The organism is Burkholderia sp. Z1, assembly GCF_014893795.1.
GTDB classification, from domain to species: Bacteria; Pseudomonadota; Gammaproteobacteria; order Burkholderiales; family Burkholderiaceae; genus Burkholderia; species Burkholderia theae.
The window spans coordinates 181,419-203,167 of record NZ_JACFYL010000002.1; the positions used below are offsets into that span (position 1 = coordinate 181,419).

A 21,749-nucleotide genomic window follows, 5' to 3' on the forward strand; every position below is an offset into this window, starting at 1 on the left:
TATGGCACTCTGAATCGAGCTAAATATGGTGCTAAATAAAGTACAATAAAAATTCGATCGAACAAGGAGCGGACATGCCCCACACCATCCTGGCCAGCGTGACGGCGAGCGTCTCGGAGCTGAAGCGGAACCCGATGGGAACCGTGGCGGCAGGAGAGGGCTTCCCGGTCGCGATCCTGAATCACAACGAGCCCGCGTTCTATTGCGTCCCGGCGAAGACATGGGAGGCGATGGTCGAACGTCTCGAAGATATCGAAGACAACGCGCTGGCCGACTCGCGCGCCAAGGAGAAAGTCGTCAAGGTCAAGCTGAATGACCTTTGAGCTCGCTTTTCTCGAACCTGCGTTGAAGGAGTGGAAGAAGCTCGATCGCACGATTCGCGATCAGTTCAAGGCCAGACTTGCCGAACGGCTCGAGAATCCGCGCATTCCTTCGGCGAAGCTGCACGGTCATCCGGACCGCTACAAGATCAAGCTGCGCGGTGTCGGCTATCGCCTCGTGTACGAAGTGCGCGACGCGGAGGTCGTCGTACTCGTGGTGGCGGTGGGGCGTCGCGAGCGCGATGCGGTCTATCTTGCCGCGATGAAACGCTAGCGCGCACGCGCTGCGTATTCGGCGTTCGCTCATCGACCTCGGGCCGGGCAGCCGCTCAGGCCGTTTCCTCCGGCATATCCGGCGCCTTGCCGTCGCCGACGCGGTTGATCGTGCCTTGCGCGATCGCGACGAGCCGCTCGTGATCGCCGTCGATGACGAACACGTGACACTGGCAGGTCGCCTGGTGCCGGCCCGCGTAGACGAGCTTCGCGCGGGCGACGAGCGTGCCGTTCACCGCCGGCCGCAGGTAGTTGATCTTGTATTCGGCCGTGATCACGCGCGGGCCGAGCACGAGCGCGCCGGCGAACGTCAGCGCGTTGTCGGCGAGGTAGCTGATGACGCCGCCGTGCACGAAACCGTGCTGCTGCCGCAGTTCTTCGCGCACGTGCAGGCACAGCGACACCTCGTTGTCGCCGATATGCATCAGCTCCGTGCCCAGCAGCATGCTGAACGGTTGCGCACGCAATGCGCCGCGCGCGTGGTCCGTGAAGTCGGTCATCCGCTTTCCTCGAAATGAGTGCCCGCTTGCGCTGAACTCTAGGAAGGGGGCTGCGGATAAGCAAGGAAATTCGTCCACGTTTCCTGCAATTTACGGCGCGATGCGACGCGATTGTTGCGTCGAACGCGGGAGTTGTCCTTGTTTACGGGCGATTCGGCGGGAATGCGCGAGCGACGCGCGTTATTAGTCGGCTTCATCGCCGGCTGAGCCTAAAGTCCGACGAAGAAATGCCGCTAATGCCGGGGCATTGCCTCATCTCGCTCCCCAGGAATCTCCCCATGTTCGGAAAAATCAAGCTCGCGTCGGGTCTGCTCGGCGTGTTGACCGTGTTTTGCCTCTTCCTGTTCGCGATCGAGGCGCTCGGCTTCTGGGCGCTCGCGTCGACGCGCAGCGGCGTCGACGATCTGTCGAACGTCGCGATCGCGCAGGTCAATGCGGCCAACCAGGCGACCGAGCACCTGCTCGACGCGCGTATCAACCTGTCGCGTGCCGGCACGCGGATGGTGCGCGGCGGCCCGAAGCCGGAAGACATCATCCGCCATGCCGGCGCTTCGCTTGCCGAAGCGGACAAGGCGTTCGCCGCACTGACGGCCGCGCCGCCGGTCGACGACACGAACCGTGCGCGCGTCGCGGCGCTCGCCGAGCGTTATCGCGCGCTGCGTGGCGCGCTCGGGGAACTCGTGCAGTTCCTCGACGCCGACAACATCCAGGCATTCCTCGATCAGCCGACGCAAGGCATCCAGGACGCCTACATCGCCGAACTGCATCGATTCGCCGACTACGGCAGTGCGTCGAGCCGCACGGCGCTCGACACGATCGACGGCGGCATGCTCTGGTTCAAGTCGGTCGGCATCGTACTGCTGGTGGCGATGCTCGCAGCGAGCGCGGCCATCTACGCGGCCGCGCGGCGCGCGGTCGTCGCGCCGTTGGAGGAAGCCGGCCGCCATTTCGAGCGGATCGCGCGGGGCCGGCTCGACGAAGCCGTGCGGGCGGGCGGCGTGTACGAGATCGACCGGATGCTGCGCGGCCTTGCCACGATGCAGACGAGCATCGCGGGCACCGTGCGCACGGTGCGCCACGCGTCCGACGCGATCCACCTCGGTGCGGGCGAGATCGCGAGCGGCAACGCCGACCTGTCGGCGCGCACGGGCACGCAGGCCGCGTCGCTCGAGGAAACGGCCGCGAGCATGGAGGAATTGACCGCGACCGTCCGGCAGAACACCGACAGCGCCCGCGCGGCCAGCGCACTGGCCGACGCGGCGCTCGAAGCGACGAGCCACGGCGGCGGCGTGGTCGACAGCGTGATCGACCGGATGCGCGGCATCGCGCAGAGCTCGGGGCGGATCGCGGAAATCATCTCGGTGATCGACGGCATCGCGTTCCAGACCAACATCCTCGCGCTGAACGCGGCGGTCGAGGCCGCGCGGGCCGGCGAGCAGGGCCGCGGTTTCGCGGTGGTTGCGGGCGAAGTGCGCTCGCTCGCGCAGCGCAGCGCGCAATCGGCCAAGGAGATCAAGGCGCTGATCGAGGATTCGGTCGCGCAGATCAACGGCGGCGCGGAGCTCGTCGAGCGTGCCGGCGAAGCGATGCGGACGGTGTCGACGTCGATCACGCGTGTGGTGCAGACGATGTCCGAGATCACGTCGGCATCGGTCGAGCAGAGCGTCGGGATCGAACAGGTGAACCAGGCCGTCACGCAGATGGATCAGCTGACGCAGCAGAACGCGGCGCTGGTCGAGGAAGTCGCGGCGGCGGCCGCGTCGCTGAACGACCAGACCGCGCACCTGATGCAGGCGGTGTCGGTGTTCGAACTGGGCGATGGACGTGCCGCACGCGGCGAACGCGCGGCGCCGTCGTTTGCCGATACGGGTTACGCGCCGGTCGGCAACGCCGCGTAGGCGGTCGCGAGGTGGTAGGGCGTCGTCGACGGCATGTCGGCGCGCGACACCTGCCCGTCGGCCGTCTTGCACTCGAACCAGCCGCGCGGGTGCAGGAAGCGCGCGGCGAACCGCTCGATCTGCTGCGCGAGCGGCGCGGAGGCCGGCGTGCCGCCGTGCGTCGCGAGCGCGCGCAGGTATTCGGTCTGCGCCCAGATCCGCTGCGTGCCATCGACGCACGCGCCTTGCGCATCGAGCGCCGCGCAGACGCCGCCCGTGTGCGCATCGACGCCGTATTGCTCCGCGAACGTGAATGCGCGCGACAGCGCGCCGGGGAGCCCGGTTTGCGCGAGCCGCGCGCCGGCCGCATCGACCAGATAGAACCACTCGAATTGATGGCCGGGCTCGAAACGGTTGTCGGCCGCGCCGAGCGGCAGCTCGGCCACGCATCCGGTCGCCGCATCGACGAAGGTGCGCTCGACGGCCTGCGCGGTGCTGACGAGCGCATCGTCGAACGCCGTGTCGCCGAATGCGTCGGCGGCCGCGAGCCACGCTTCGGTCAGGTGCATCAGCGGATTCTGCAGCGCGCCGCTGCCGGATGACGAGAAATCGGCGTGGCGCGCCGCATCGAGCAGCGCGTCGCCGCGGTGCGGCGCGAAGCGATCCTGGATCAGCGCGGCGGTCTCCTCGGCCACCTTGCGCGCGGCGGCATCGCCCGACGCCGCATGCCACGCGGCGCATGCGAACACGATGAATGCGTGCGTATAGAGATCCTTGGTCGTATCGAGCGGCGCGCCCTGCGCGTCGACGCTGTAGATCCAGCCGCCGTGGCGCGTGTCGCGGAAGCGGCTGCACAGCGCGTCGAACAGCGTGGCCGCGTGCGCGGTGTCGCCGGCCTGCGCGAACACGAACAGTTGCCGCGCGCAGGCCATTGCGCGATAACGGGTGGCGGGCAGCGGCGCGTGGCTGGCCGGATCGACGGCCTCGAACGGCAATCGCAATGTGTGGTCGAACCCTGAACCCCGCCAGATCGGCAAGACGACGTGCGCGAAATGGTGGCGCAGCTGGGCGGCCTGGGCGGAAGCGGAGTCGGAAACGGACATGACGGGGTTGAGCGCTTGGATCGAAACGTGTCGGCGCGGCCCGGAGGATCGGCGCGGCCGGGGCCAAGGATAAAACATTCCGCGCGGCCGGCACAAAAAAAGGAGAGAAATCGGATGCTCAGCAACCTGGAACTCGTGATGCGGCTCGTTCTCGCGGCGGCGCTCGGCAGCGTCATCGGCTTCGAGCGCGAGCGCCTGTCGTGGGCAGCCGGCCTGCGCACGCACATGCTCGTATGTGTCGGCTCGACGCTGATCATGATTGTGTCGGCGTTCGGTTTTGCCGACGTGCTCGGCAGCAGTGACCACATCGTGCTCGATCCGTCGCGGATCGCCGCGCAGGTCGTGTCGGGCATCGGCTTCCTCGGCGCGGGCTCGATCCTGCTGCGCGGCGAGATCGTGCGCGGGTTGACGACCGCCGCGAGCCTGTGGTCGGTCGCCGCGATCGGCCTCGCGGTGGGCGGCGGGCTCTACGTCGCGTCGATTTCGGCGACGATCATCATCCTGATCATCCTGGCCGGCATCAAGCCGCTGGAGCGGCGCTATTTCACGGTACGCCAGCGGCGCCAGCTCGCGCTGACGGTCGTGAGCGGCGCGCTGACGTTCGATTCGCTGCACGCGGCGCTCGGTGCCGACAGCGCACGGGTGAAGCAGTTCATCCTGCAGCGTGCCGACGACACCGGCGAGCACGACGAGGTGCGCATTGCGCTCGCGCGGGTGTCGGAACTCGAATACCGGGCGATCTGCGACAAGCTGCGCGGGCTGCGGGGCGTCACGCGTTTCGAAGAAGGGAACGGGCTGTCGGGCGACGAATAGGCTGAATCGGTTGCGGGGCGTGCGGCAATGGCCGACCACTGATTCCGTTCGATTCCCGTGATTTTCGCCGTGATTTGACGGAAATTCACGTAAATTCAATGGATTGTGATGGTTTTTCCGGGGCCTCGCCAGGCCCGTCAATCAATAATCAGTTCAGCCGCCCAAGCGATCTCATGATCGGTGATAGGCGGCATTGCGGCCGTTGCCCCTCAATGGCAGCCCGGCCGCACGCGGCTGACTGTGCCCAGGGATTCGGTTGAAGTGCGTGTCGAACAGTGCCGGCGTCGGCGACACCGGCCGTCACCAGTCGCGAGCGACGGCCGTTGATCGACGCGCGATCAGCGCCAGTTCGACTCCACCCAATCGCAAACGTGTTGCCACGCGGGGGAATTCATGTACGCCCGGGTTTCCTTCTCCATCGCCGGCACCTTTTCCCACTCGTCCAAACCGATGGGTTGTCCGAGCAGGAAATTTCCGCGCTGATAGCCGCTGTTCAGTATCTGTTCGACCTGGCGTGCGGCAATCGCCGCCGTGGTGTCCATCGTCAGCCCGAGCAACGCCGCGGCCGGAACGTTCTCGCTCGCGGCCGGCCACAGCCATTTCGACACGCCCCAGTTCAGCGGGGTGCCGATCGCATCCGGCGCAATGCCTTGCGGGCTCATCCCGGTGCCGAGGGACAGCAGGCGAATGTCGTTCAGGTTGCCCGCCTGCCCGTTGCCCAACGCTTCGGCAATGGCGGCCACGGAAGGATTGTTCGCGAACACGCCGCCGTCGGCGAAGTAGCCGAGGCCGTTGACTTCGTACGGCGGGAAATAGGACGGCGCGGCCGATGTCGCAAGCGCGGCGTCGAGCATGCGGATGTCGCGATAGGGGTTCTTGCTGCCGTTGGAGAATGTGCAGGGCGCCCAGCTTTTCGCGGACGGATCCCACAAGCGCGCCGAGTTGACCACGACGAAGCGGGACAGATCGGCCAGCTTGCCGGTGCCGAGCAGCTTCCTGGCGATCTGCTGAAGCCCGGTGTTGACATACTGGCACGCGAACAGGCCCGGTCCGGCCAACTCGGCGTCCTGCCCGGGCGCTTGCTGTTGCGTCAACCACGCGTCGTTTTCCTTGAAGATCGCCGAGCCCTGCGTGCGGTAGATGTCGACGATCTCCGCAATCGGTGCGCCACGCGCGAGCCCCAGGGCGATCAGGCCGCCCGTGGACGTGCCGGCAAAGCCGTCCGCTTTCGCGATGATCTGGCTTCGCTTGTCGAGGTCCTGGATGAGCAGGGCGGTGATCAACCCGCGAATACCGCCGCCGTCGCAACTGAGAATTTTGAAGGTCATCGTGCTTCTCCTTGTCCAGTAAGAGGGATACGAATGTCGCTTCGGGCCGCGCACAGGGCGCGACCGCCTATTTGTTTTCCGCCGGCTTGGGGGCTGCGTAAACCTTGCGCCCGCTGACCCATGTTTCGTGCACGTCGATTTCGCGCAGTTGATAAGGACCGGCCGGTTCAACGTGCAGCGGATCGTGTTGCAGAATCACGAGGTCGGCCTGTTTTCCCTCTTTCAGGGAACCGACCTGATCATCGAGGTGGCATTGCCACGCCGCGTCGATGGTCACCGCGCGCAGCGCCTCGGGCGCGCTCAGGCATTCGGCTGCGTTGAGTACCGCAAGCTCCGGGTCGGCTTCCATTACCCGCCACATTGCCTGATCCATATAGCGCAACGGCCCTAGCGGAGAGACGAAGTGATCGCTGTGCAGGCTGACACGCAGGCCCTCGCGCAGCGCGGACTTGCATCGATCGAGCTTCTGCGCGCGTTCTTCACCCAGAATGGTGTTCCGGAACGCGCGTCCCCAATAGCCCACGTGGCCGATCAGGAAACTGGGCGAGATGTCCAGCCGCTTCATGGTGCGGAGATCGTCGTCGTCCAGCAGCGACGCATGCTCGAGCCGATGACGCAACGGCTCCCGTTTCGCCTCCGGCCCGGGCGGGCACGAAACGGGCTCGGGAACCTGGCTCAGCACCAGCTGGTATGCGGCCAATACATTGGCGATCCCCTCATCGCCATTCGCATGGACCATGATCGGCCATCCCGCCGCATCGACCTGCTGCATGATCCGCGCGAGCGATTCGATCGGCGTGAAGTTGAAAAGACCATTCGGCCCGACGCCGGGAACGCTGTGCTCGGCGCAGCATTTGTATGGCGTACTTTGCAAGCCGGTCAAGCCTTGGTTGGAGCCATCGGCAATCAGTTTCATTGCGCGGATGGTAAACAACGACTCGGGCGGGCTGTTCAGTTGCGGTTTGAATTGATTGAGCCACAACGGCCAGAGGTCGTTATTGCCGAACAACGCCCCGCCCATGCGAACCGTCATCCATGGCGTGCTCGCCAGCGCCTGCAACAGGACGACTTCATAGAACCCCAGACCCATCCCGACGCCGGCGTCGAACAGGGTGGTAATACCGTACTGGTTCGCGGTCGACATCACCTTCCGCATGGCGATCAGCAGATCGGCCGGCTGCGGGCGCGGGACGGTGTTCGTCATCTGGGTGACATTCGATTCGGTCAGCACGCCCTCGGGGAATTTGGCTTCGAGGTTGGCGGCCTGCAACGCGGCGCCGTTGGCATAACCGAGATGCCCGGAGGCATTGATCAGGAACAGGCACACGTCCTTGCTGATCCCATCCAGCCAGTGACGGTCGATATCCACCCAATCGCGCATCAGCGACGGGTCGACGCCGCTGCCGCATACCCACTTTTCCCCCCTGCCTTGCGCGTCGCGGACCAATCCCGTGAGCTTGTCACGGATAGCCTCGGCGCTGTAGTGGAGATTCAGTTTTTGACCGTCGAACGGTGACAGGTCGTGCCAGGGCGGGGTAAGGAAAACCGCGCTGGGCAGCAGATGTGCGTGCGGTTCGATCAAGCCGGGAAGCAAGGTCTGACCGGGTTCGAGCCCCTGCTCGCGTGCGTCGGGGTAGCTGTCCCGCATGCGTCGGCGCACCTCGTCGAGCGTACCGGTGGCGATGACCTTGTGCTCGGCGATACCCAGTGCTTCGACGCGCGTGTTGCAATCCTCCGGGTCCGGGTAGATGTGCCCGCCGTGAAAGATGACGGCCTCGGGCGAGCTTTGCGCTTCAAGCTGGCTCAATTCCTTGAGCAGTTCCTGCCATTCGCTCTCGTTTTGTCCAAGGGCGCCCGCCAACAAATGGGGGCTGCAGCATGCACATCCGAGCTGGTGTCGATGGAACATATTCAGATCCTTTTCAGTTTTATTGCATTACCCGAAATTGTTATCAAAAGGAGCATCAAGTTGACCGGCGAGGCAGTACGTGGAATCCGTGAATCGTTGCGCGCAGGAAGCGACGAAATCGATGCATGCCTGCGTATCGGTTTCGCGGGAATAACGGTGCCGCGTCGCTGTCAATATCCACTGCGGATTGTTTCTGATATAAAAACGCCGAGAGGGATAATGTGTCGAATATCGTGATGCAGAAGCGGCAATGCTGTTTTATAAAGCCTGTTTTACGAATGATGCGGATTCCGAAATCAATGCGACGGTGCGAATCAGGTGAAACGTTCGAGCGCAATCATATGTATATGCGTTGAATGGAAATGGAGCAAGCTCCGGTCGACGACCGTGACAGGGTCCGCTGCGATGTGCCCGTGTGTCCAGGCCCACTGCATGACTGCTGCATACGTCGACGCGTGCAGCTGGCTGTAGCAGTCTTTTCGTCAACTGGGTTGGGCGCAGGATGTCAGCACATTCACCACGGCGAATTGCATCGAGCTTGCGATTGCCTGGCTTGGGAAAGACATCAGTTTCAAGACTGCTGATCTATTGGATTGCATGCTTCTCGCTTTTTCGGCCTGGTTTTAGTTTTTCATGAAATTGGCCTTCATGAAATTGGCGAGCGGCTTTCTCGAACGTCAGGGCAGTGGCGACAGCACCAGTACCTTCGCACAGAGGTTATGACGGTTTATCAAAGGTCGATGCTGGTTGGGTTTTGTCCAATTTTTTCCGGGCCGTTTCGGTAGAGAACATCGAGTTGATGCGAGCGCCGATGGCGTGCCGCAGTTGCTTCCAGGCCGCGATCTCCCTGATCAGCCGGTCGCGGTAGCCGATGCGGCGATCCAGACATTGGCTTTGCAGCACGCCGATTTCGATCTCTACCATGTTGAGTCAACTGGCGTGTTTGGGCGTGCTAGCGGCATTCGATTTGCTGCGGGATGTAGCGAGCCTCTGCTGGTGGCAGGGCTCGGTAGAGCGCAGCTGGCGTGTGGATCACGGATCGTCCAGCGCGCCCCGGATGCGCGGTGTTCCGAAGGTAGTGATAGCGATATCGACCAGATCGCGCACGCACTGGGCGAAGACCTGGTCGGGGTTGGCCGCCGTCCAGTCACTTTCCCGTCGAAGACGGGTTTGTCGGCTGGTTTGAGCGTTTTGGCTTGTTTGTCGGTTAGCATCGCTTTTCAGCCCATCATGCAGCCCATCGGGAATCAACGGATAGCGCTGGATGGCGTGAGCGCATAGTGGGCGAATTTGTTATGCAAATAATTGATTTGTTTGAAGATAATTGGGCTATCGATTGATGTTCTCGGACGATGATTTCGCAGACGTGACCGAATTCGTTTCCACGCCTCGCTCCCCTTCCCGTTCCAACCGTTCGTCGACCCGTGCCCGCCAGCGCTCGGCTGCTGCCGCGGGCAGTACGTCCGCGAGGGCGACGGCGCGGTCCGGTAGCGCGCCGGCCGGCGATGCGTCGCGGGACGAGCGGACGTTCGACCTGTTCGGCGATCCGGTGCTTGAGCCGGGTGAGCGTATGCCGGCCGCCGCGCGCGACGAAGCGGTTGCGGAAGCCGAGACGGCGGCGGGTGTCGCCGATGACGTGGCCGCGGGGCGGCAGGCGGCGCTGGACGGGTTCAGTGCGCCGGAGGCCGCGAGTGCGGTGGGGCAGGCGGAAGCTGAGAGCGCGGTGAAGCCGGATGTCGCGGTGGCAGCCGACGGCGTTTCGGTGCCTGAAGGCGGTGATGCCTCGGACGCCGGCGATGTGCCCGCTGCCGATGGTGCCGCAATCAAGCTAGCCGATGTGCCTGCGGTCGATGGCGCTACGGTGTCGGCAACCGAGCGGCAAGCGGCCGACGCCGCATCGGCGAAGACGTCCGAACCGCAAGCGGTCGATGGCGAAGTCGCGAAGCCTGTTGTCGAAGCCGCGGCCGTCAAGTCTCGCGAAGGGCGATCTTCCGGCGACGCCGTGAAGGAGCGCCGCTCGTCGTCGGGCGGCAAACGCCGGGCGGCTGTTAGTGCGAGCGAAGCGACGGCGGTGCGATCCGTGTCGGTTGCGGCGAGCGTCGACACGCCGCTGGAAGCGGCCGGATCGAACCCGACGCCGGATGCTGTTTCGACGGTCGAGCCGCAGACGCCGGTACAGCCGGTCGAGGCGGCGAACCCCGCGAACACCGCGAACACCGCGCCCCCCCGTGACGCTGCCCCTGCCGACGCGTCACTGTCGGCCGTCGCACAGCCAGTCGCTTCCGCCGCGTCCTTCGTGACCAAGCCGTCGGCGGAACGCGCGCAACCGGCCGTGCCGGCCTTCGATCCGGACACGCACCTGCGCCCGCTGACCGACCGGCTCGCCGTGCTGCAGTCCGACGTGGACGGTCTGACGCGCGCGGCCGATCGCGAGATGCGCCGCGTCAACCGCCTGCTGCTGGCGCTGGCCGTCGTCGTGCTGGCGGGGCTCGTCGCGCTGATGCTGCAAACGCGGCAGATCGCGCACCTGAAGCAGGACGCGGCAGCCAAGCAACAGCGGATCGATCGCCTCGCGGCCGATCTGTCGACGCAGCAGGCGACGCTGATGACGCTCGAGGAGCACCACGAGGCGCTGCTGTCGCAGGTCGACCGGCTTCAGCGCAGTGCGAACCGCGAGGCGGCCGTGGCCAAGCGCGCCCGCCGCACTCGTTGATCGTTCCGACCCTATCCTGAAAGCCAGGCGGGGCAAGGATCGTCGTTCCGTGCCCGCGACTGGCGACAACACGCGTGCGGCAAACTGATGCGGTGCACTGGCAGAATTTAGGGAAAACCCTTAGAATGGAGTCTGTCTAAGGGAAAACCCTAGAAACATCTGTCAGGAGTCTCACATGAGCTTCATCTTCGCCCTGCTGCAAAAGATCGACGACCTGTTCGTGTCGCCGCACCTCCCGCTCGACGCCGACTACTCGTACGCTGCACGTCGCGCCGAAGCCGAGCGCGTGCGCCGTGCGCATCTCGTGCCGATCGTCCTGTATCGTCGCTGATTCGCTGATTCGCTGATTCGCTGATTCGCTGATTCGCTGATTCGCTGATTCGGCGCGGCGCCCGCCGCACCTGCCTGCCCGTTTTCCGCCGCTGCATCGCGCGCCGGCGCGACCGTCCCGCTACACTGGAAGTTCGATTTCCCTCACGGTGACCGGGCCATGCTGCAGATGCGGCCGATGACAGCCGGCGAATTCCACGCGTACCGCACGCGAGCCATCGACGGCTACGCGAGCGATCTTGTTTCATCCGGACAAAATGCTGTCGAAGACGCCGCCGATCGTGCGCGCGCCTGTTTCGACACGCTGCTGCCGGACGGCCTGCGGACATCCGGCCAGACACTCGTCGTGCTGATCGACGGTGCCAGCGGCGACGCGGTGGGCGACCTCTGGTACGCGATCGTGCCCGAAGGACCGAACCGCACGCTGTTCATCTATGACCTCGACATCGTCCCGTCCCGACGCCGCCAGGGATGGGCCACGCGTACGCTCGATGCGCTCGACGCCGAGGCGCGCCGGTACGGCGTCACCGAGATCGGGCTGTCGGTGTTCAATCACAACGCGGCGGCCCGTGCGCTGTATCGCGCGTGCGGCTTTGCGCCGATCACGACGACGTTGATCAAGCCGGTTATTCCGGGCTGAATCCATCTGCGTTGCGATGTGCCGGCGATTCGGCACGCCGCTGCCGCCAACGCCGGCAATCCTTCCGATCCTTCCTGTTCGCTGAGCGCCGAACGGCCGTTAGGCCGCTCGGCCATCACTGCCGGCCGCGTCAGCGCGCGCGGCCTTTCCATCTCCGCAGCAGCAGCGCATTGGTCACGACGCTGACGCTGGAAAACGCCATCGCCGCACCCGCGATCACCGGGTTCAGCCAGCCGAGCGCCGCGAGCGGCACACCCACCAGGTTGTAGACGAACGCCCAGAACAGGTTCTGCTGGATCTTCCGGTACGTGCGCCGGGAGATGTCGATCGCGTCGGCGACGAGCGCCGGATCGCCGCGCATCAGCGTGATGCCGGCCGTGTGCATCGCGACGTCCGTGCCGGTCGCCATCGCGATGCCGACATCGGCCGCGGCGAGCGCGGGCGCATCGTTGATCCCGTCGCCGACCATCGCGACGATCCCGCCGTGCGTGCGCTTCAGTTCGGCGACGACGCGTGCCTTGTCGTCGGGCAACACCTGAGCATGCACCTCTCCGATGCCGAGCGACGCCGCGACGGCCGCCGCGCTGCCGCGGTTGTCGCCCGTCACGAGCACGCTTGCGACGCCGCGCGCCGACAGCGCCGCGATCGCGTCACGAGCGCCGGGCTTCACGGTGTCGCCGAACGCGATCAGCGCGAGCAACGCGCGCGGCGCGTCGGCGCGCATCAGCCACGAGATCGTGTTGCCCGCGCGCTCGAGTTCGGCCGCGCGTGCGTCGAGTGCGGGCGGCACCGCGATGCCGAGCTCGTCGCGCCAGCGCGTGCTGCCGAGCGCGAGCAACTGCGCGCCGACGCGCGCTTCCACGCCGCGCCCGGCTACCGCGCGGGCATCGGCTGCAGCGACCGCAGCGGCCGCCGGCGCCGTGTTACCGCGCGCGGCAACGTCCGCATCGTGTGCGGCGACCACCGCACGTGCGAGCGGATGGTCACTCTGACGCTGCACCGCCGCCGCGAGCGCGAGCGCTTCGTCGCGCGGCATGCCGACGGCCTCGAACGCCGTCATGGACGGCTTGCCTTCGGTCAGCGTGCCGGTCTTGTCGAATGCGATCACGGTCGCGCGCTGCGCGAGTTCGAGCGCCTGTGCATCCTTGATCAGCACGCCGTGCCGCGCCGCGACGCCCGTGCCGGCCATGATCGCGGCGGGCGTCGCGAGGCCGAGCGCGCACGGGCACGCGATGACGAGCACCGCGACCGCATTGAGGATCGCGGTTTCCATGCCGGCACCGGCAATCAGCCAGCCGACCAGCGTCAGCAGCGCGATGCCGAGGATCGCCGGCACGAACACTTCGCTGACGCGATCGACGAGCCGCTGGATCGGCGCCTTCTCGGCCTGCGCGGATTCGACGAGGCGGATGATGCGTGCGAGCGTCGTCTCCGCACCGATCGCGGTGGTTTCGACGACCAGCGCGCCTTCGCCGTTGATCGAGCCGGCCGTGACGGGATCGCCGCCGTCCTTCGGCACCGGCAGGCTTTCGCCGGTGATCAGCGATTCGTCGATATGCGAGCGGCCCGACACGATCCGGCCGTCGACGGGCACGCGCTCGCCGGGGCGGATGCCGACCTTCGTGCCGACGCGCACCTGCGACAGCGGCACGTCGCGTTCGACGCCGTGCTCGACGACGCGCGCACGGTCGGGACGCAGCGCATTCAGCGCGCGGATCGCGTCGGTGGTCTGGCGCTTCGCGCGCGATTCGAGCCATTTGCCGAAGCGCACGAGCGTGACGATGACGGCCGACGCCTCGAAATACAGGTGGCCGGGATGCGCGGGATCGCGCAGCAGCATCCACACGCTCAGCCCGTACGCGGCCGACGTGCCGAGCGCGACGAGCAGGTCCATGTTGCCGGCGCGCGCCTTCACCGCATGCCAGGCCGCGCGGTAGAAGCGCGCGCCGAAGCCGAACTGGACGATCGACGCGAGCACGAGCTGGAGCCAGCCGGGCAGCATCAGGTCGAAGCCGAACGGCGCGACGAGCATCGGCGCGACGAGCGGCGCGCTCAGCACGGCGGACCAGATCACGAGGTTGCGTTCGCGAACCGCTTCGCGGCGCTTGCGGGCATCGGGGTCCTGCGCGGGGCTGGCCGGTTGCGCGTCGGCACCGGCCGCGGGCGCGGCTGAGAGCGACGCACGGTAGCCGGCCGTCGTGACCGCCGCGATCAGCGTGGCGGCGTCGAGTGCGCCGGCGCCGTGCACCGACGCGCGCTCGGTCGCGAGATTGACCGACGCGCGCGCGACGCCCGGCACGGCGGCCAGCGCTTTTTCGACGCGGCCGGCGCAGGACGCGCAGGTCATGCCGCCGATGTCGAGTTCGAGATCGGCGGAGGCGGTGGATGTTGCGGGTGGGGTGGCGGCGACGGCGACCGGCGTCGCGCCATAGCCGGCTTGCTTGACGGCGTCGGCGAGTTGCGCGGCGGAAACTTCGGCTGCGGCGTCGATCGTGGCCCGTTCGGTTGCCAGGTTGACCGACGCGCGCGTGACGCCCGGCACCTTAGCGAGCGCCTTCTCAACGCGCGACACGCACGACGCACAGGTCATACCGTCGATGTCGAGTTCGATCGAGGCAGCAGGCAAGGTGGCCGCGATGGTCGTATCCGGCGTAGTTGGCGTCGCGCCATAGCCGGCCTGTTTCACGGCGTCCGCCAGTTGAGATGCGGAAACGTCAGCCGTGGCGTCGATCGTGGCCCGTTCGGTTGCCAGGTTGACCGACGCGCGCGTGACGCCCGGCACCTTCGCGAGTGCCTTTTCGACGCGCGACACGCAGGACGCACAGGTCATCCCGTCGATGTCGAGTTCGATCGTGGCACCGGCTGCGGGAAGCGCCGGCACCGCGACGGGCGCCGCTGCGTCGAGCAACGCATGCGGGATCGCGACGGCCTCGACCGCCGCGTCACGCACGGCCGCACGGTACCCGGCCGCGCCGACCGCGTCGACGAGCTGGCCGGGCTCGACCGTTTCCTGCGCGGTCACCGTTGCCGCGTGTGCATCGAGATCGACCGTCGCCTCGACGACGCCCGGCACGGCCGCCAGCGCGCGCTGCACGCGGCCCGTACAGCCGCCGCAATGCATGCCGTCGACGCTCAGTTCGATCGTTTGCAGCGCTGCGGAGGCAAGTGGTTCAGTCATGTCGGATTCCCCAAAAGCGCGGTTCGTGCCGCGAATGAATCCAGTATCAACATTCCCATGATGGTAAGGTCAAGCGGCGATCACGCTGTTGAAGCACACAGGTTGTCACAACGCGGAAAAAGCAGACGCCCGGCTTCCAGACGGAGCGCCGGGCGGGTCGTGTTTTTGCGCTCGACTACGCGTTCAGGCGCAGAGCTTGGCGCTCGCGAGGCGATTCAGGCTGACGCCTTGCTCGGCGGCCTGGATCACCAGCGCGCGGTGCGCCTGCGGTGGGATGCGAACCTTGAATTCGCCGCTGTAGGTCCGGTCGGCGATCGGCTCGGGTACCTTCTCCCCGTTCGCGGCCATGTCGCGCACGACATCGGCGACGAGCCGGCGAATGCCGGCCAGCGCGCCTTCCGGCGTTTCGTCGAGCCACGAAAGAGACGGGAATTCCGCGCACAGGCCGACGTGCTCCCCGTCTTCCGGGGACCACGTTACGCGGTACGTAAAGTGGTCTTGGGTCATGATTGCTGTTCCTTCAGTCGATCGATCGCGTCGAGAACCTGCCGCACCTGATAGGCCTTTGCTTTCCCGCGATCATTCTGGATATTCACTCGAGGATCGCCTTGCCACGGTGTCTTGAAAATAGCGTGGCTCGAACCGGATTGGCGGGCCGCTCCGAAGTGGGTCTCGCAGACCTTGAACAGATCGTTGAATCGCACATTCGCGGGCTCGCGCCTCATCCGTTCGAGGATCTTCGATACGCTAGCCATACCGAATGGTGTCAATATTGACACCATTCGTCAATCCGGAATTCGCCCCTTCCACCCGCGATTGTTTCGGCGCATGCGCGTGTCGTTCCGATATCTCCGATTTTGTGACGAATCTCGCGAACTATTTCGAATTCGTCGACAGTGCGGCCAGCGTTCACCCCGCTATTCGGCATATTAGGGATTGCCCCGAGGCGCTATGATACCGGCCTGACATCAGCGCCCATCGTAGCGAAACGGCGATCCGGGCAGGCTGGGGTGCCTTGCTTTCGCCGTTCGCGAGACGAACAAGGCGTTGACTGAAAAGAACGATATTCGGCCAGTAATCGATGATTGAAAACCAGCAGGAAGCAGTTTCTCTGCGGCGCGCGTGCGCGTCGCTCGCCATGGCGGCGTTGCTCGCGGGGTGCGCGTCGCAACCGGATGCAATCCAGCGGAAAACCGGCTGGATGCGCACGGAAGTCGCCGACTCCTATGTCTATGCGTATCCGCTCGTGCTGATGGACGTCGCGAAGGAAGCGGCGACGGGCGGCGACGGCGCGCAACCGGGGCAGGCGCCGCTCAACACGCTGCGCCACGCGCAGGCGCTGCCGCCCGTCGGCGCGGTCAATCCGCCGCTGCCGGGCGTCGACACGCTCGACTCGACCGGCTGGCTCGACGTCGCCGCCGAACCCGTGATCGTCACGCTGCCGGACACGCGCGGCCGCTACTGGGACGCACGTGCGCTCGACATGTGGACGAACGTGCTGTGGTCGTCGTCGAGCGTGGCCGCACGCGGTGCTCGCGGCGGCGCGCGATCGCAAACGATTGCCTTCGCGGCGAAGGACTGGCAGGGCACGCTGCCGAAGGGCGCGTTGCGTGTGGACGTGCCGTCGGCCAATGCGTGGCTCGAAGTGCGGCTGCAGACGAGCGGCGGGCGCGACCTCACGAACGTGAAGAAATTGCAGCGCGCGATCCGCGTGGTGCCGCTGTCCGTTTACACGGGCGCCGCGCGCGGCGCGTCGGTCGCGGTCCATGCGGGCAGTGCGCCGTCCGAAGCGCTGAGCGGCGGCACGCCGGCCGAGCAGGTGGCCGCGCTCGACCCGAAGGCGTTCTTCGCACGCTTCGCGCAGGCGCTGCAGGACAACCCGGCGCTGGCCGACGACGCGCACGCGCAGGAACTGCTCGGCGACATCGGCGTGTCGGCCGGCTACCCGGTGCTGTGGACGGGCGACCGCCTGACGGCCGCGACGGCCGGCGTGGCCGAGGCGCGCGCGCGGCTCGCGGCGCCGCCGTCGAACCTGCTGAACGCGAACGGCTGGAGCTGGATCGGCGACGCGGCCGGCAAGTACGGCCAGGACTACGCGCTGCGCGCTTACGCGGCCTACACGCAGTTCGGCACCGCGACGCGCGACGACGAGACGCTCGCGGTCGTGCGCGTCGACAGCGACGGCCATGCGCTGAACGGCGCGAACCGCTACGTGCTGCATTTCGCGCCGGGTGCGCTGCCGCCGGTGCGCGCGTTCTGGACGCTCACGCCCTACACGACGAACGGCGCACTGCCCGACGTCGGAGCAGCACGCCGCTCGCTCGGCGATCGCGACCGGCTGCGCCGCAACCACGACGGCTCGATCGACATCGTCGTGTCGGCGTCGCCTAGCGGCACGAATGCGGCCAACTGGCTGCCGGCGCCGCGCACCGATTTCGCGCTCGCGTTGCGCCTGTACGCGCCGAAGCCTCAGGCGAGCGACGGGTCGTGGATGCCGCCCGTCGTCGTCCGGAAATGAACGGATGACCGCCGCCGTTGTCCGACCGGCGGGCGCGGTGGCGCCCCGATTCCGTACCGTCACCTCCTGAGCCTATACTTTCGGGATAGCGTGCATGGCCGCCCGGTTCTCCGGTGCGGCCCGGCATCCGTTCCCGAGGCATTCAAGCATGGCAAGCGCAGACAAAAAAACCGTATCCTCGACCCTCCATGCCCTCGGCGGCGTTGCACGCTCGCGCCGGACCCGGCGTATCGGCATCGGCGTGCTGATCTTCCTCGTTTTGTTCGGACTGCTCGGGTTCTTCGCGGCGCCGCCGCTGATCCGCCATATCGCTGAACAGCAACTGAGCCAACAGCTCGACCGGCCGGCCACGATCCAGCGCATCGCGCTGAACCCTTACACGCTGAATCTCGAAGCCGACGGCATTCACGTCGGCGAGCGCGGCGGCCAGGGCAACTTTATCGACATCGGCAAGCTCGTCGTGAGGCCGTCGTGGTCGTCGCTGTTCCGCGGCGCGCCGATCGTCAACGAAATCCTGCTCGATTCGCCGCGCTTTCACATCGTCCGCTACGATGCGCAGCGCTTCAACTTCACCGACCTGATCGAGAAGTTCTCCACGCCGTCCAAGCCGGCGAGCAAGCCGACGCAATTCTCGGTGTCGAACATCCAGGTCAACGACGGCCGGATCGATTTCGACGACCGCCTGCTGAACGAAAAGCACGTCGTCGACAACTGGATGCTCGGCATCCCGTATATCGCGACGCTGGCGTCGAAGACCGACATCTTCGTCCAGCCGACGCTGCGCATGCGTTTCGACGGCAGCCCGATCGCGATCGACGGCAAGACCAAGCCGTTCGCGCAGTCGCGTGAATCGGAAATCGCGCTGAAATTCGACCGGCTCGACGTGCCGAAGCTGATCTCGTATGCGCCGACCAAGCTGCCGGTGGCCGTGGCGAGCGGCTTGCTGAGCAGCAACCTCACGCTCAACTTCGCGATGAACGGCGAAACGCCCGCGCTGCGCGTGTCGGGCACCGTCGACCTGAACGACGCGAAGGTGACGAGCCCGGCGTCCGAGCCGCTGTTCGCCGCGCGCGGCGTGCACGTCGCGGCGACCAGCCTCGAGCCGCTGCGCAATGCGCTGCATTTCGACGAGATCCGGATCGACCAGCCCGTCGTCGACCTGTCGCGCGACAAGCAAGGCGTGCTGAACGTCGAGAAGCTCGCCGCGCAGCCGGCCGCCGCACCGAAGGCCGCCGAGGGCAAGCCGGCGGCATCGGGCGCGGCGGCGTCCTCCGCCGACGCCGCGAGCGGCGCGAAGGCCGAGGCCGATGCGAAGGAAGCGCCGCCGCTCGACCTGACGATCCGTCATTTCGCGATCGACGGCGGCACGATCAACGTCGACGACCACGTGCCGGCCACACCGAACGCGGTGTCGCTGACGAAGCTCGCCGCGACGCTCGACGGTTTCTCGCTGCAGGGCAAGACGCCCGCTAAATATACGCTGTCGACGTCGCTGTCGCGCGGCGGCGACGTGCGGGCGGAGGGCGCGTTCACGCTCGCGGAGAAGCAGGCCGACACGAAGCTGACGATCGACGCGCTCGCGCTGCCGGCATTGCAGCCGTACCTCGGCGAAGCGACCCGCGCGCGCGTGCTCGACGGCACGCTCGGCGCGACGATCAACGCGAAGACTGACTGGGGCAAGACGCCGCTCGAAGCGCAGGTCGCCGACAGCACGGTGAGCCTGAAATCGCTGAAGATCGCGACGCCCGATAGCAAGACGCCCGCGATCGTGCTGCCCGACGCGAGCGCGAAGATCGCGAAGATCGACGTCGCCACGCGCACCGCGGAGATCGCGAGCGTCGATGCGAGCGGGCTCGCGCTCGACGTGAAGCGCCTGAAGGACGGCAACATCGACCTCGCGGCGCTGGCCGGGCCGGCGCAGGCGTCGGTGCCCAAGCGCACGGTCGCGCACAAGGCCGCGGTGGCCGCGCCGTCGTGGCACTACCGGATCGACGCGCTGAACGTGAAGGATTCGTCCGCGAACTTCACCGACCTGTCGACGCCGCGCCCGGTGAAGCTGGCGATCAAGCCGCTGGAGCTGTCGGTGCAGAAGCTCAGCGACGACATGACGAAGCCGCTGCCCGTGCAGCTGAAGGCGACGCTGAACCGCAAGGGCTCGCTGAACGTGACGGGCGACGTGACCGCGCAGCCGCTGAAGCTCGGCCTGAAGATCAACGGCAACCGTCTCGACGCGGCCGCGTTCGAACCGTACTTCGGCAGCGCGCTGAACGCGACCATCGCGAGCGCGCTGCTCAACGCACAGGGCAACCTGACGTTCGCGCAGGTGAAGGACGCGCCGCGCGCGACCTATCGCGGCGACGTCGCGCTGGTCGACGTGCGGATGCTCGACAAGGCGACCTCCGACCCGTTCGCGGGCTGGCGCTCGCTCGCGCTGACGAACCTGAAGGCGAACTACGACGAGAAGGGCACCGACGTCGACGCCGCGCGTGTGACGTTCTCGAACTTCTACGGCCGCGTGCTGCTCGACGCGCAGGGGCGCCTGAACCTGAAGGACGTCGTCGCGAAGGAGACGGGCCCCGCGCAGTCGCTCACGCGCGACGCGAGCAAGGGCGAACCGGTGCCGCTGTCGCCGCAGGCCGCGTCGGCGCCGGCGGTGGCGCAGCCCGCGTCGGCCGCGTCCGCGACGGTGGTCGTGAAGGCCGCGACGCCGCCGCAGAACCCGGTGCGGATGCATTTCGGCGAGCTGCTGCTGCAGAACGGCCGCGTCACGTACACCGACAACTTCATCAAGCCGAACTACACGGCGAACCTCGTCGCGATCACGGGCACGATCGGCGCGTTCGGCACGGATTCGACGACGTCCGCGCCGGTCGACGTCGCCGCGAACCTGTCGGGCAACGGGCCGATCTCGATCAAGGGCTCGGTGAACCCGCTGATCGAGAAGCCGGCGCTCGACCTCACGGCGACCGCGCACGACATCGAGCTGACCAACCTGACGCCGTATTCGGCGAAGTACGCGGGTTATCCGATCACGAAGGGCAAGCTCAACGTCGATCTGCACTACCAGCTTGTGAACGACCAACTGCAGGCGAACAACCACATCTTCATCGACCAGCTCACGTTCGGCGATCGCGTCGAGAACGATACGGCGACGAAGCTGCCGGTGAAGCTCGCGATCTCGCTGCTGAAGAACACGCGCGGCCAGATCGACGTGAACCTGCCGGTGTCGGGTTCGCTGGCGAATCCGGAGTTCAGCGTCGGCGGGCTGATCTGGCATGCGGTGCTGAACCTGATCGCGAAGGCCGTCACGTCGCCGTTCACGCTGCTCGCGAACGCGTTCGGCGGCGGCGGCGAGGATCTCGGCTACGTCGAGTTCGCGCCGGGTACCTACGCGCTGACCGACACGCAGCAGAAGAAGCTCGACACCGTCGTGAAGATGCTGACCGAGAAGCCGTCGATCCGCCTCGACCTGATCGGCCGCGTCGATCCGGCGAAGGACACGCCGGGGCTGCGCGACGCGTACGTCGACCGGCTGGTGCGCCAGCAGAAGCTGAAGGACGTGGTCGGCCAGGGCGAGAGCATCGATCCGATGTCGGTGAAGGTCGAGCCGGCCGAATACAGCAAGTACCTGACGCGCGCATACAAGGCCGCGGACTTCAAGAAGCCGCGCAACCTGGTCGGCCTGCAGAAGACGCTGCCCGATGCGGACATGAAGCAGGCGCTGGCCGATCACGCGCCGGCCGACGACAACGCGCTGCGCGCGCTCGCGCAGCAGCGCGCCGAGTCCGTGCGCCAGTACCTCGACGGCAAGATCGATTCGAGCCGTGTGTTCGTCGTCGCACCGAAGCTCGATGCGAAGGGCATCGAGGACAAGGGCGCGACGACCCGCGTCGACTTCGGGCTCCAGTAACGCGTCGTTTCATCTGCTGCCGCCGCGCCCGCACCTGCCGGGCGCGGCGGCTTTTTTTCAGCGCGCGGCGATCGCCGGCTCGCGCTTGTCCAGTTCCTTCTTCGCGGCCAGCGGCAGACGCGCGTCATCCCAGTGCGTCAGCCATTCGACTTCCTTCGCCGTGAACACCTGTCCGTAATTGCGCAGCGCGTACTGCAGCGCGTCGACGACGTGATGGCGAATGATTTCGGGGGTGCGTGCATCGTCCAGCACGAACCGGAGAGCTTCCAGGGTCGACATACTCGTGCTCCGGGTCAGGGAAAACCCTTTATCACACGCCAATAGTCGCGGGCCAAGC

At 66.5% G+C, this 21,749-nt stretch carries 19 protein-coding genes; 10 read left to right on the forward strand and 9 right to left on the reverse strand.

From position 1 onward, the window contains the following. The first annotated feature begins 74 nt into the window (after positions 1-74). Complete coding sequence (locus tag H3H55_RS17910) at positions 75-323, forward strand: type II toxin-antitoxin system Phd/YefM family antitoxin (protein ID WP_193099611.1); 249 nt, start codon at positions 75-77, stop codon at positions 321-323. Next, positions 313-594: a type II toxin-antitoxin system RelE family toxin gene (locus tag H3H55_RS17915; protein ID WP_193099612.1), complete on the forward strand. Its 282-nt coding sequence runs from the start codon at positions 313-315 to the stop codon at positions 592-594. The genes H3H55_RS17910 and H3H55_RS17915 overlap by 11 nt, the downstream gene beginning before the upstream one ends. Before the next feature lie 55 nt (positions 595-649). Here H3H55_RS17915 and H3H55_RS17920 read toward each other — a convergent pair whose 3' ends face one another. Then, positions 650-1,093, reverse strand: a complete 444-nt coding sequence (locus H3H55_RS17920) for a PaaI family thioesterase (protein ID WP_129515982.1) — start codon at positions 1,091-1,093, stop codon at positions 650-652. A gap of 278 nt (positions 1,094-1,371) precedes the next feature. Between H3H55_RS17920 and H3H55_RS17925 the strand changes: the two genes are divergently transcribed. Next, complete coding sequence (locus H3H55_RS17925) at positions 1,372-2,991, forward strand: methyl-accepting chemotaxis protein (RefSeq protein ID WP_193099613.1); 1,620 nt, start codon at positions 1,372-1,374, stop codon at positions 2,989-2,991. On the opposite strand, the gene H3H55_RS17930 is transcribed toward H3H55_RS17925, so the two are convergent. Beyond that, positions 2,964-4,073, reverse strand: a complete 1,110-nt coding sequence (locus H3H55_RS17930; protein ID WP_193099614.1) for an AGE family epimerase/isomerase — start codon at positions 4,071-4,073, stop codon at positions 2,964-2,966. The two genes, H3H55_RS17925 and H3H55_RS17930, sit on opposite strands and share 28 nt — an antisense overlap. A gap of 114 nt (positions 4,074-4,187) precedes the next feature. Here H3H55_RS17930 and H3H55_RS17935 point away from each other — a divergent pair, with 114 nt between their 5' ends. Beyond that, a complete protein-coding gene (locus tag H3H55_RS17935; protein ID WP_129515979.1) occupies positions 4,188-4,886 on the forward strand; it encodes an MgtC/SapB family protein in 699 nt (232 codons plus the stop codon). 338 nt (positions 4,887-5,224) lie between these two features. Here H3H55_RS17935 and H3H55_RS17940 read toward each other — a convergent pair whose 3' ends face one another. Continuing rightward, a complete protein-coding gene (locus H3H55_RS17940) occupies positions 5,225-6,214 on the reverse strand; it encodes a patatin-like phospholipase family protein (protein ID WP_193099615.1) in 990 nt (329 codons plus the stop codon). Between the two features lie 67 nt (positions 6,215-6,281). Continuing rightward, complete coding sequence (locus tag H3H55_RS17945; protein ID WP_193099616.1) at positions 6,282-8,123, reverse strand: amidohydrolase; 1,842 nt, start codon at positions 8,121-8,123, stop codon at positions 6,282-6,284. Between H3H55_RS17945 and H3H55_RS17950 the strand changes: the two genes are divergently transcribed. Further along, positions 8,115-8,360: a hypothetical protein gene (locus H3H55_RS17950; protein WP_129515976.1), complete on the forward strand. Its 246-nt coding sequence runs from the start codon at positions 8,115-8,117 to the stop codon at positions 8,358-8,360. The two genes, H3H55_RS17945 and H3H55_RS17950, sit on opposite strands and share 9 nt — an antisense overlap. A gap of 480 nt (positions 8,361-8,840) precedes the next feature. Here H3H55_RS17950 and H3H55_RS17955 read toward each other — a convergent pair whose 3' ends face one another. Then, positions 8,841-9,047 (reverse strand): hypothetical protein, encoded by a 207-nt coding sequence (locus H3H55_RS17955; protein ID WP_193099617.1) that lies wholly within the window; start codon positions 9,045-9,047, stop codon positions 8,841-8,843. Between the two features lie 442 nt (positions 9,048-9,489). On the opposite strand from H3H55_RS17955, the gene H3H55_RS17960 reads away from it, so the two are divergent. From H3H55_RS17960 to H3H55_RS17970, 3 genes are all read left to right on the forward strand, one after another. Further along, entirely contained in the window at positions 9,490-10,836 is a 1,347-nt protein-coding gene (locus tag H3H55_RS17960) for a flagellar hook-length control protein FliK (RefSeq protein WP_193102049.1), read from the forward strand. Positions 10,837-11,011: 175 nt separating this feature from the next. Continuing rightward, positions 11,012-11,167, forward strand: coding sequence for a hypothetical protein (locus H3H55_RS17965; RefSeq protein WP_164992063.1), 156 nt, complete (start codon positions 11,012-11,014; stop codon positions 11,165-11,167). Between the two features lie 159 nt (positions 11,168-11,326). Next, on the forward strand, positions 11,327-11,806 hold the full coding sequence (locus H3H55_RS17970) for a GNAT family N-acetyltransferase (RefSeq protein ID WP_193099618.1): 480 nt from the start codon (positions 11,327-11,329) through the stop codon (positions 11,804-11,806). A 130-nt stretch (positions 11,807-11,936) separates the two neighbouring features. Here the strand turns inward: H3H55_RS17970 and H3H55_RS17975 are convergent, their stop codons facing one another. The 3 genes from H3H55_RS17975 to H3H55_RS17985 form a co-directional block, all read right to left on the reverse strand. Next, positions 11,937-14,984, reverse strand: coding sequence for a heavy metal translocating P-type ATPase (locus tag H3H55_RS17975; protein WP_193099619.1), 3,048 nt, complete (start codon positions 14,982-14,984; stop codon positions 11,937-11,939). Between the two features lie 183 nt (positions 14,985-15,167). Beyond that, on the reverse strand, positions 15,168-15,491 hold the full coding sequence (locus H3H55_RS17980) for a type II toxin-antitoxin system HicB family antitoxin (RefSeq protein ID WP_047902238.1): 324 nt from the start codon (positions 15,489-15,491) through the stop codon (positions 15,168-15,170). After that, positions 15,488-15,739: a toxin HicA gene (locus H3H55_RS17985; RefSeq protein WP_193099620.1), complete on the reverse strand. Its 252-nt coding sequence runs from the start codon at positions 15,737-15,739 to the stop codon at positions 15,488-15,490. The genes H3H55_RS17980 and H3H55_RS17985 overlap by 4 nt, the downstream gene beginning before the upstream one ends. Before the next feature lie 326 nt (positions 15,740-16,065). Here H3H55_RS17985 and H3H55_RS17990 point away from each other — a divergent pair, with 326 nt between their 5' ends. Then, positions 16,066-17,502: a DUF1254 domain-containing protein gene (locus tag H3H55_RS17990; protein ID WP_193099621.1), complete on the forward strand. Its 1,437-nt coding sequence runs from the start codon at positions 16,066-16,068 to the stop codon at positions 17,500-17,502. A gap of 148 nt (positions 17,503-17,650) precedes the next feature. Then, complete coding sequence (locus H3H55_RS17995) at positions 17,651-21,412, forward strand: DUF748 domain-containing protein (RefSeq protein WP_193099622.1); 3,762 nt, start codon at positions 17,651-17,653, stop codon at positions 21,410-21,412. 57 nt (positions 21,413-21,469) lie between these two features. On the opposite strand, the gene H3H55_RS18000 is transcribed toward H3H55_RS17995, so the two are convergent. Next, positions 21,470-21,691, reverse strand: a complete 222-nt coding sequence (locus tag H3H55_RS18000; protein ID WP_048246048.1) for a hypothetical protein — start codon at positions 21,689-21,691, stop codon at positions 21,470-21,472. Positions 21,692-21,749 lie beyond the last annotated feature (58 nt).

Bases quoted from the DNA above. Each gene is read 5' to 3' on its own strand.
- H3H55_RS17955 (WP_193099617.1), bottom strand. From the start codon at position 9,047: ATGGTAGAGATCGAAATCGGCGTGCTGCAAAGCCAATGTCTGGATCGC.
- H3H55_RS17945 (WP_193099616.1), bottom strand. From the start codon at position 8,123: ATGTTCCATCGACACCAGCTCGGATGTGCATGCTGCAGCCCCCATTTG.
- H3H55_RS17910 (WP_193099611.1), top strand. From the start codon at position 75: ATGCCCCACACCATCCTGGCCAGCGTGACGGCGAGCGTCTCGGAGCTG.
- H3H55_RS17990 (WP_193099621.1), top strand. From the start codon at position 16,066: ATGATTGAAAACCAGCAGGAAGCAGTTTCTCTGCGGCGCGCGTGCGCG.
- H3H55_RS17915 (WP_193099612.1), top strand. From the start codon at position 313: ATGACCTTTGAGCTCGCTTTTCTCGAACCTGCGTTGAAGGAGTGGAAG.
- H3H55_RS17980 (WP_047902238.1), bottom strand. From the start codon at position 15,491: ATGACCCAAGACCACTTTACGTACCGCGTAACGTGGTCCCCGGAAGAC.
- H3H55_RS17970 (WP_193099618.1), top strand. From the start codon at position 11,327: ATGCTGCAGATGCGGCCGATGACAGCCGGCGAATTCCACGCGTACCGC.
- H3H55_RS17965 (WP_164992063.1), top strand. From the start codon at position 11,012: ATGAGCTTCATCTTCGCCCTGCTGCAAAAGATCGACGACCTGTTCGTG.
- H3H55_RS18000 (WP_048246048.1), bottom strand. From the start codon at position 21,691: ATGTCGACCCTGGAAGCTCTCCGGTTCGTGCTGGACGATGCACGCACC.
- H3H55_RS17935 (WP_129515979.1), top strand. From the start codon at position 4,188: ATGCTCAGCAACCTGGAACTCGTGATGCGGCTCGTTCTCGCGGCGGCG.
- H3H55_RS17975 (WP_193099619.1), bottom strand. From the start codon at position 14,984: ATGACTGAACCACTTGCCTCCGCAGCGCTGCAAACGATCGAACTGAGC.
- H3H55_RS17995 (WP_193099622.1), top strand. From the start codon at position 17,651: ATGGCAAGCGCAGACAAAAAAACCGTATCCTCGACCCTCCATGCCCTC.
- H3H55_RS17930 (WP_193099614.1), bottom strand. From the start codon at position 4,073: ATGTCCGTTTCCGACTCCGCTTCCGCCCAGGCCGCCCAGCTGCGCCAC.
- H3H55_RS17940 (WP_193099615.1), bottom strand. From the start codon at position 6,214: ATGACCTTCAAAATTCTCAGTTGCGACGGCGGCGGTATTCGCGGGTTG.
- H3H55_RS17985 (WP_193099620.1), bottom strand. From the start codon at position 15,739: ATGGCTAGCGTATCGAAGATCCTCGAACGGATGAGGCGCGAGCCCGCG.
- H3H55_RS17925 (WP_193099613.1), top strand. From the start codon at position 1,372: ATGTTCGGAAAAATCAAGCTCGCGTCGGGTCTGCTCGGCGTGTTGACC.
- H3H55_RS17950 (WP_129515976.1), top strand. From the start codon at position 8,115: ATGGAACATATTCAGATCCTTTTCAGTTTTATTGCATTACCCGAAATT.
- H3H55_RS17920 (WP_129515982.1), bottom strand. From the start codon at position 1,093: ATGACCGACTTCACGGACCACGCGCGCGGCGCATTGCGTGCGCAACCG.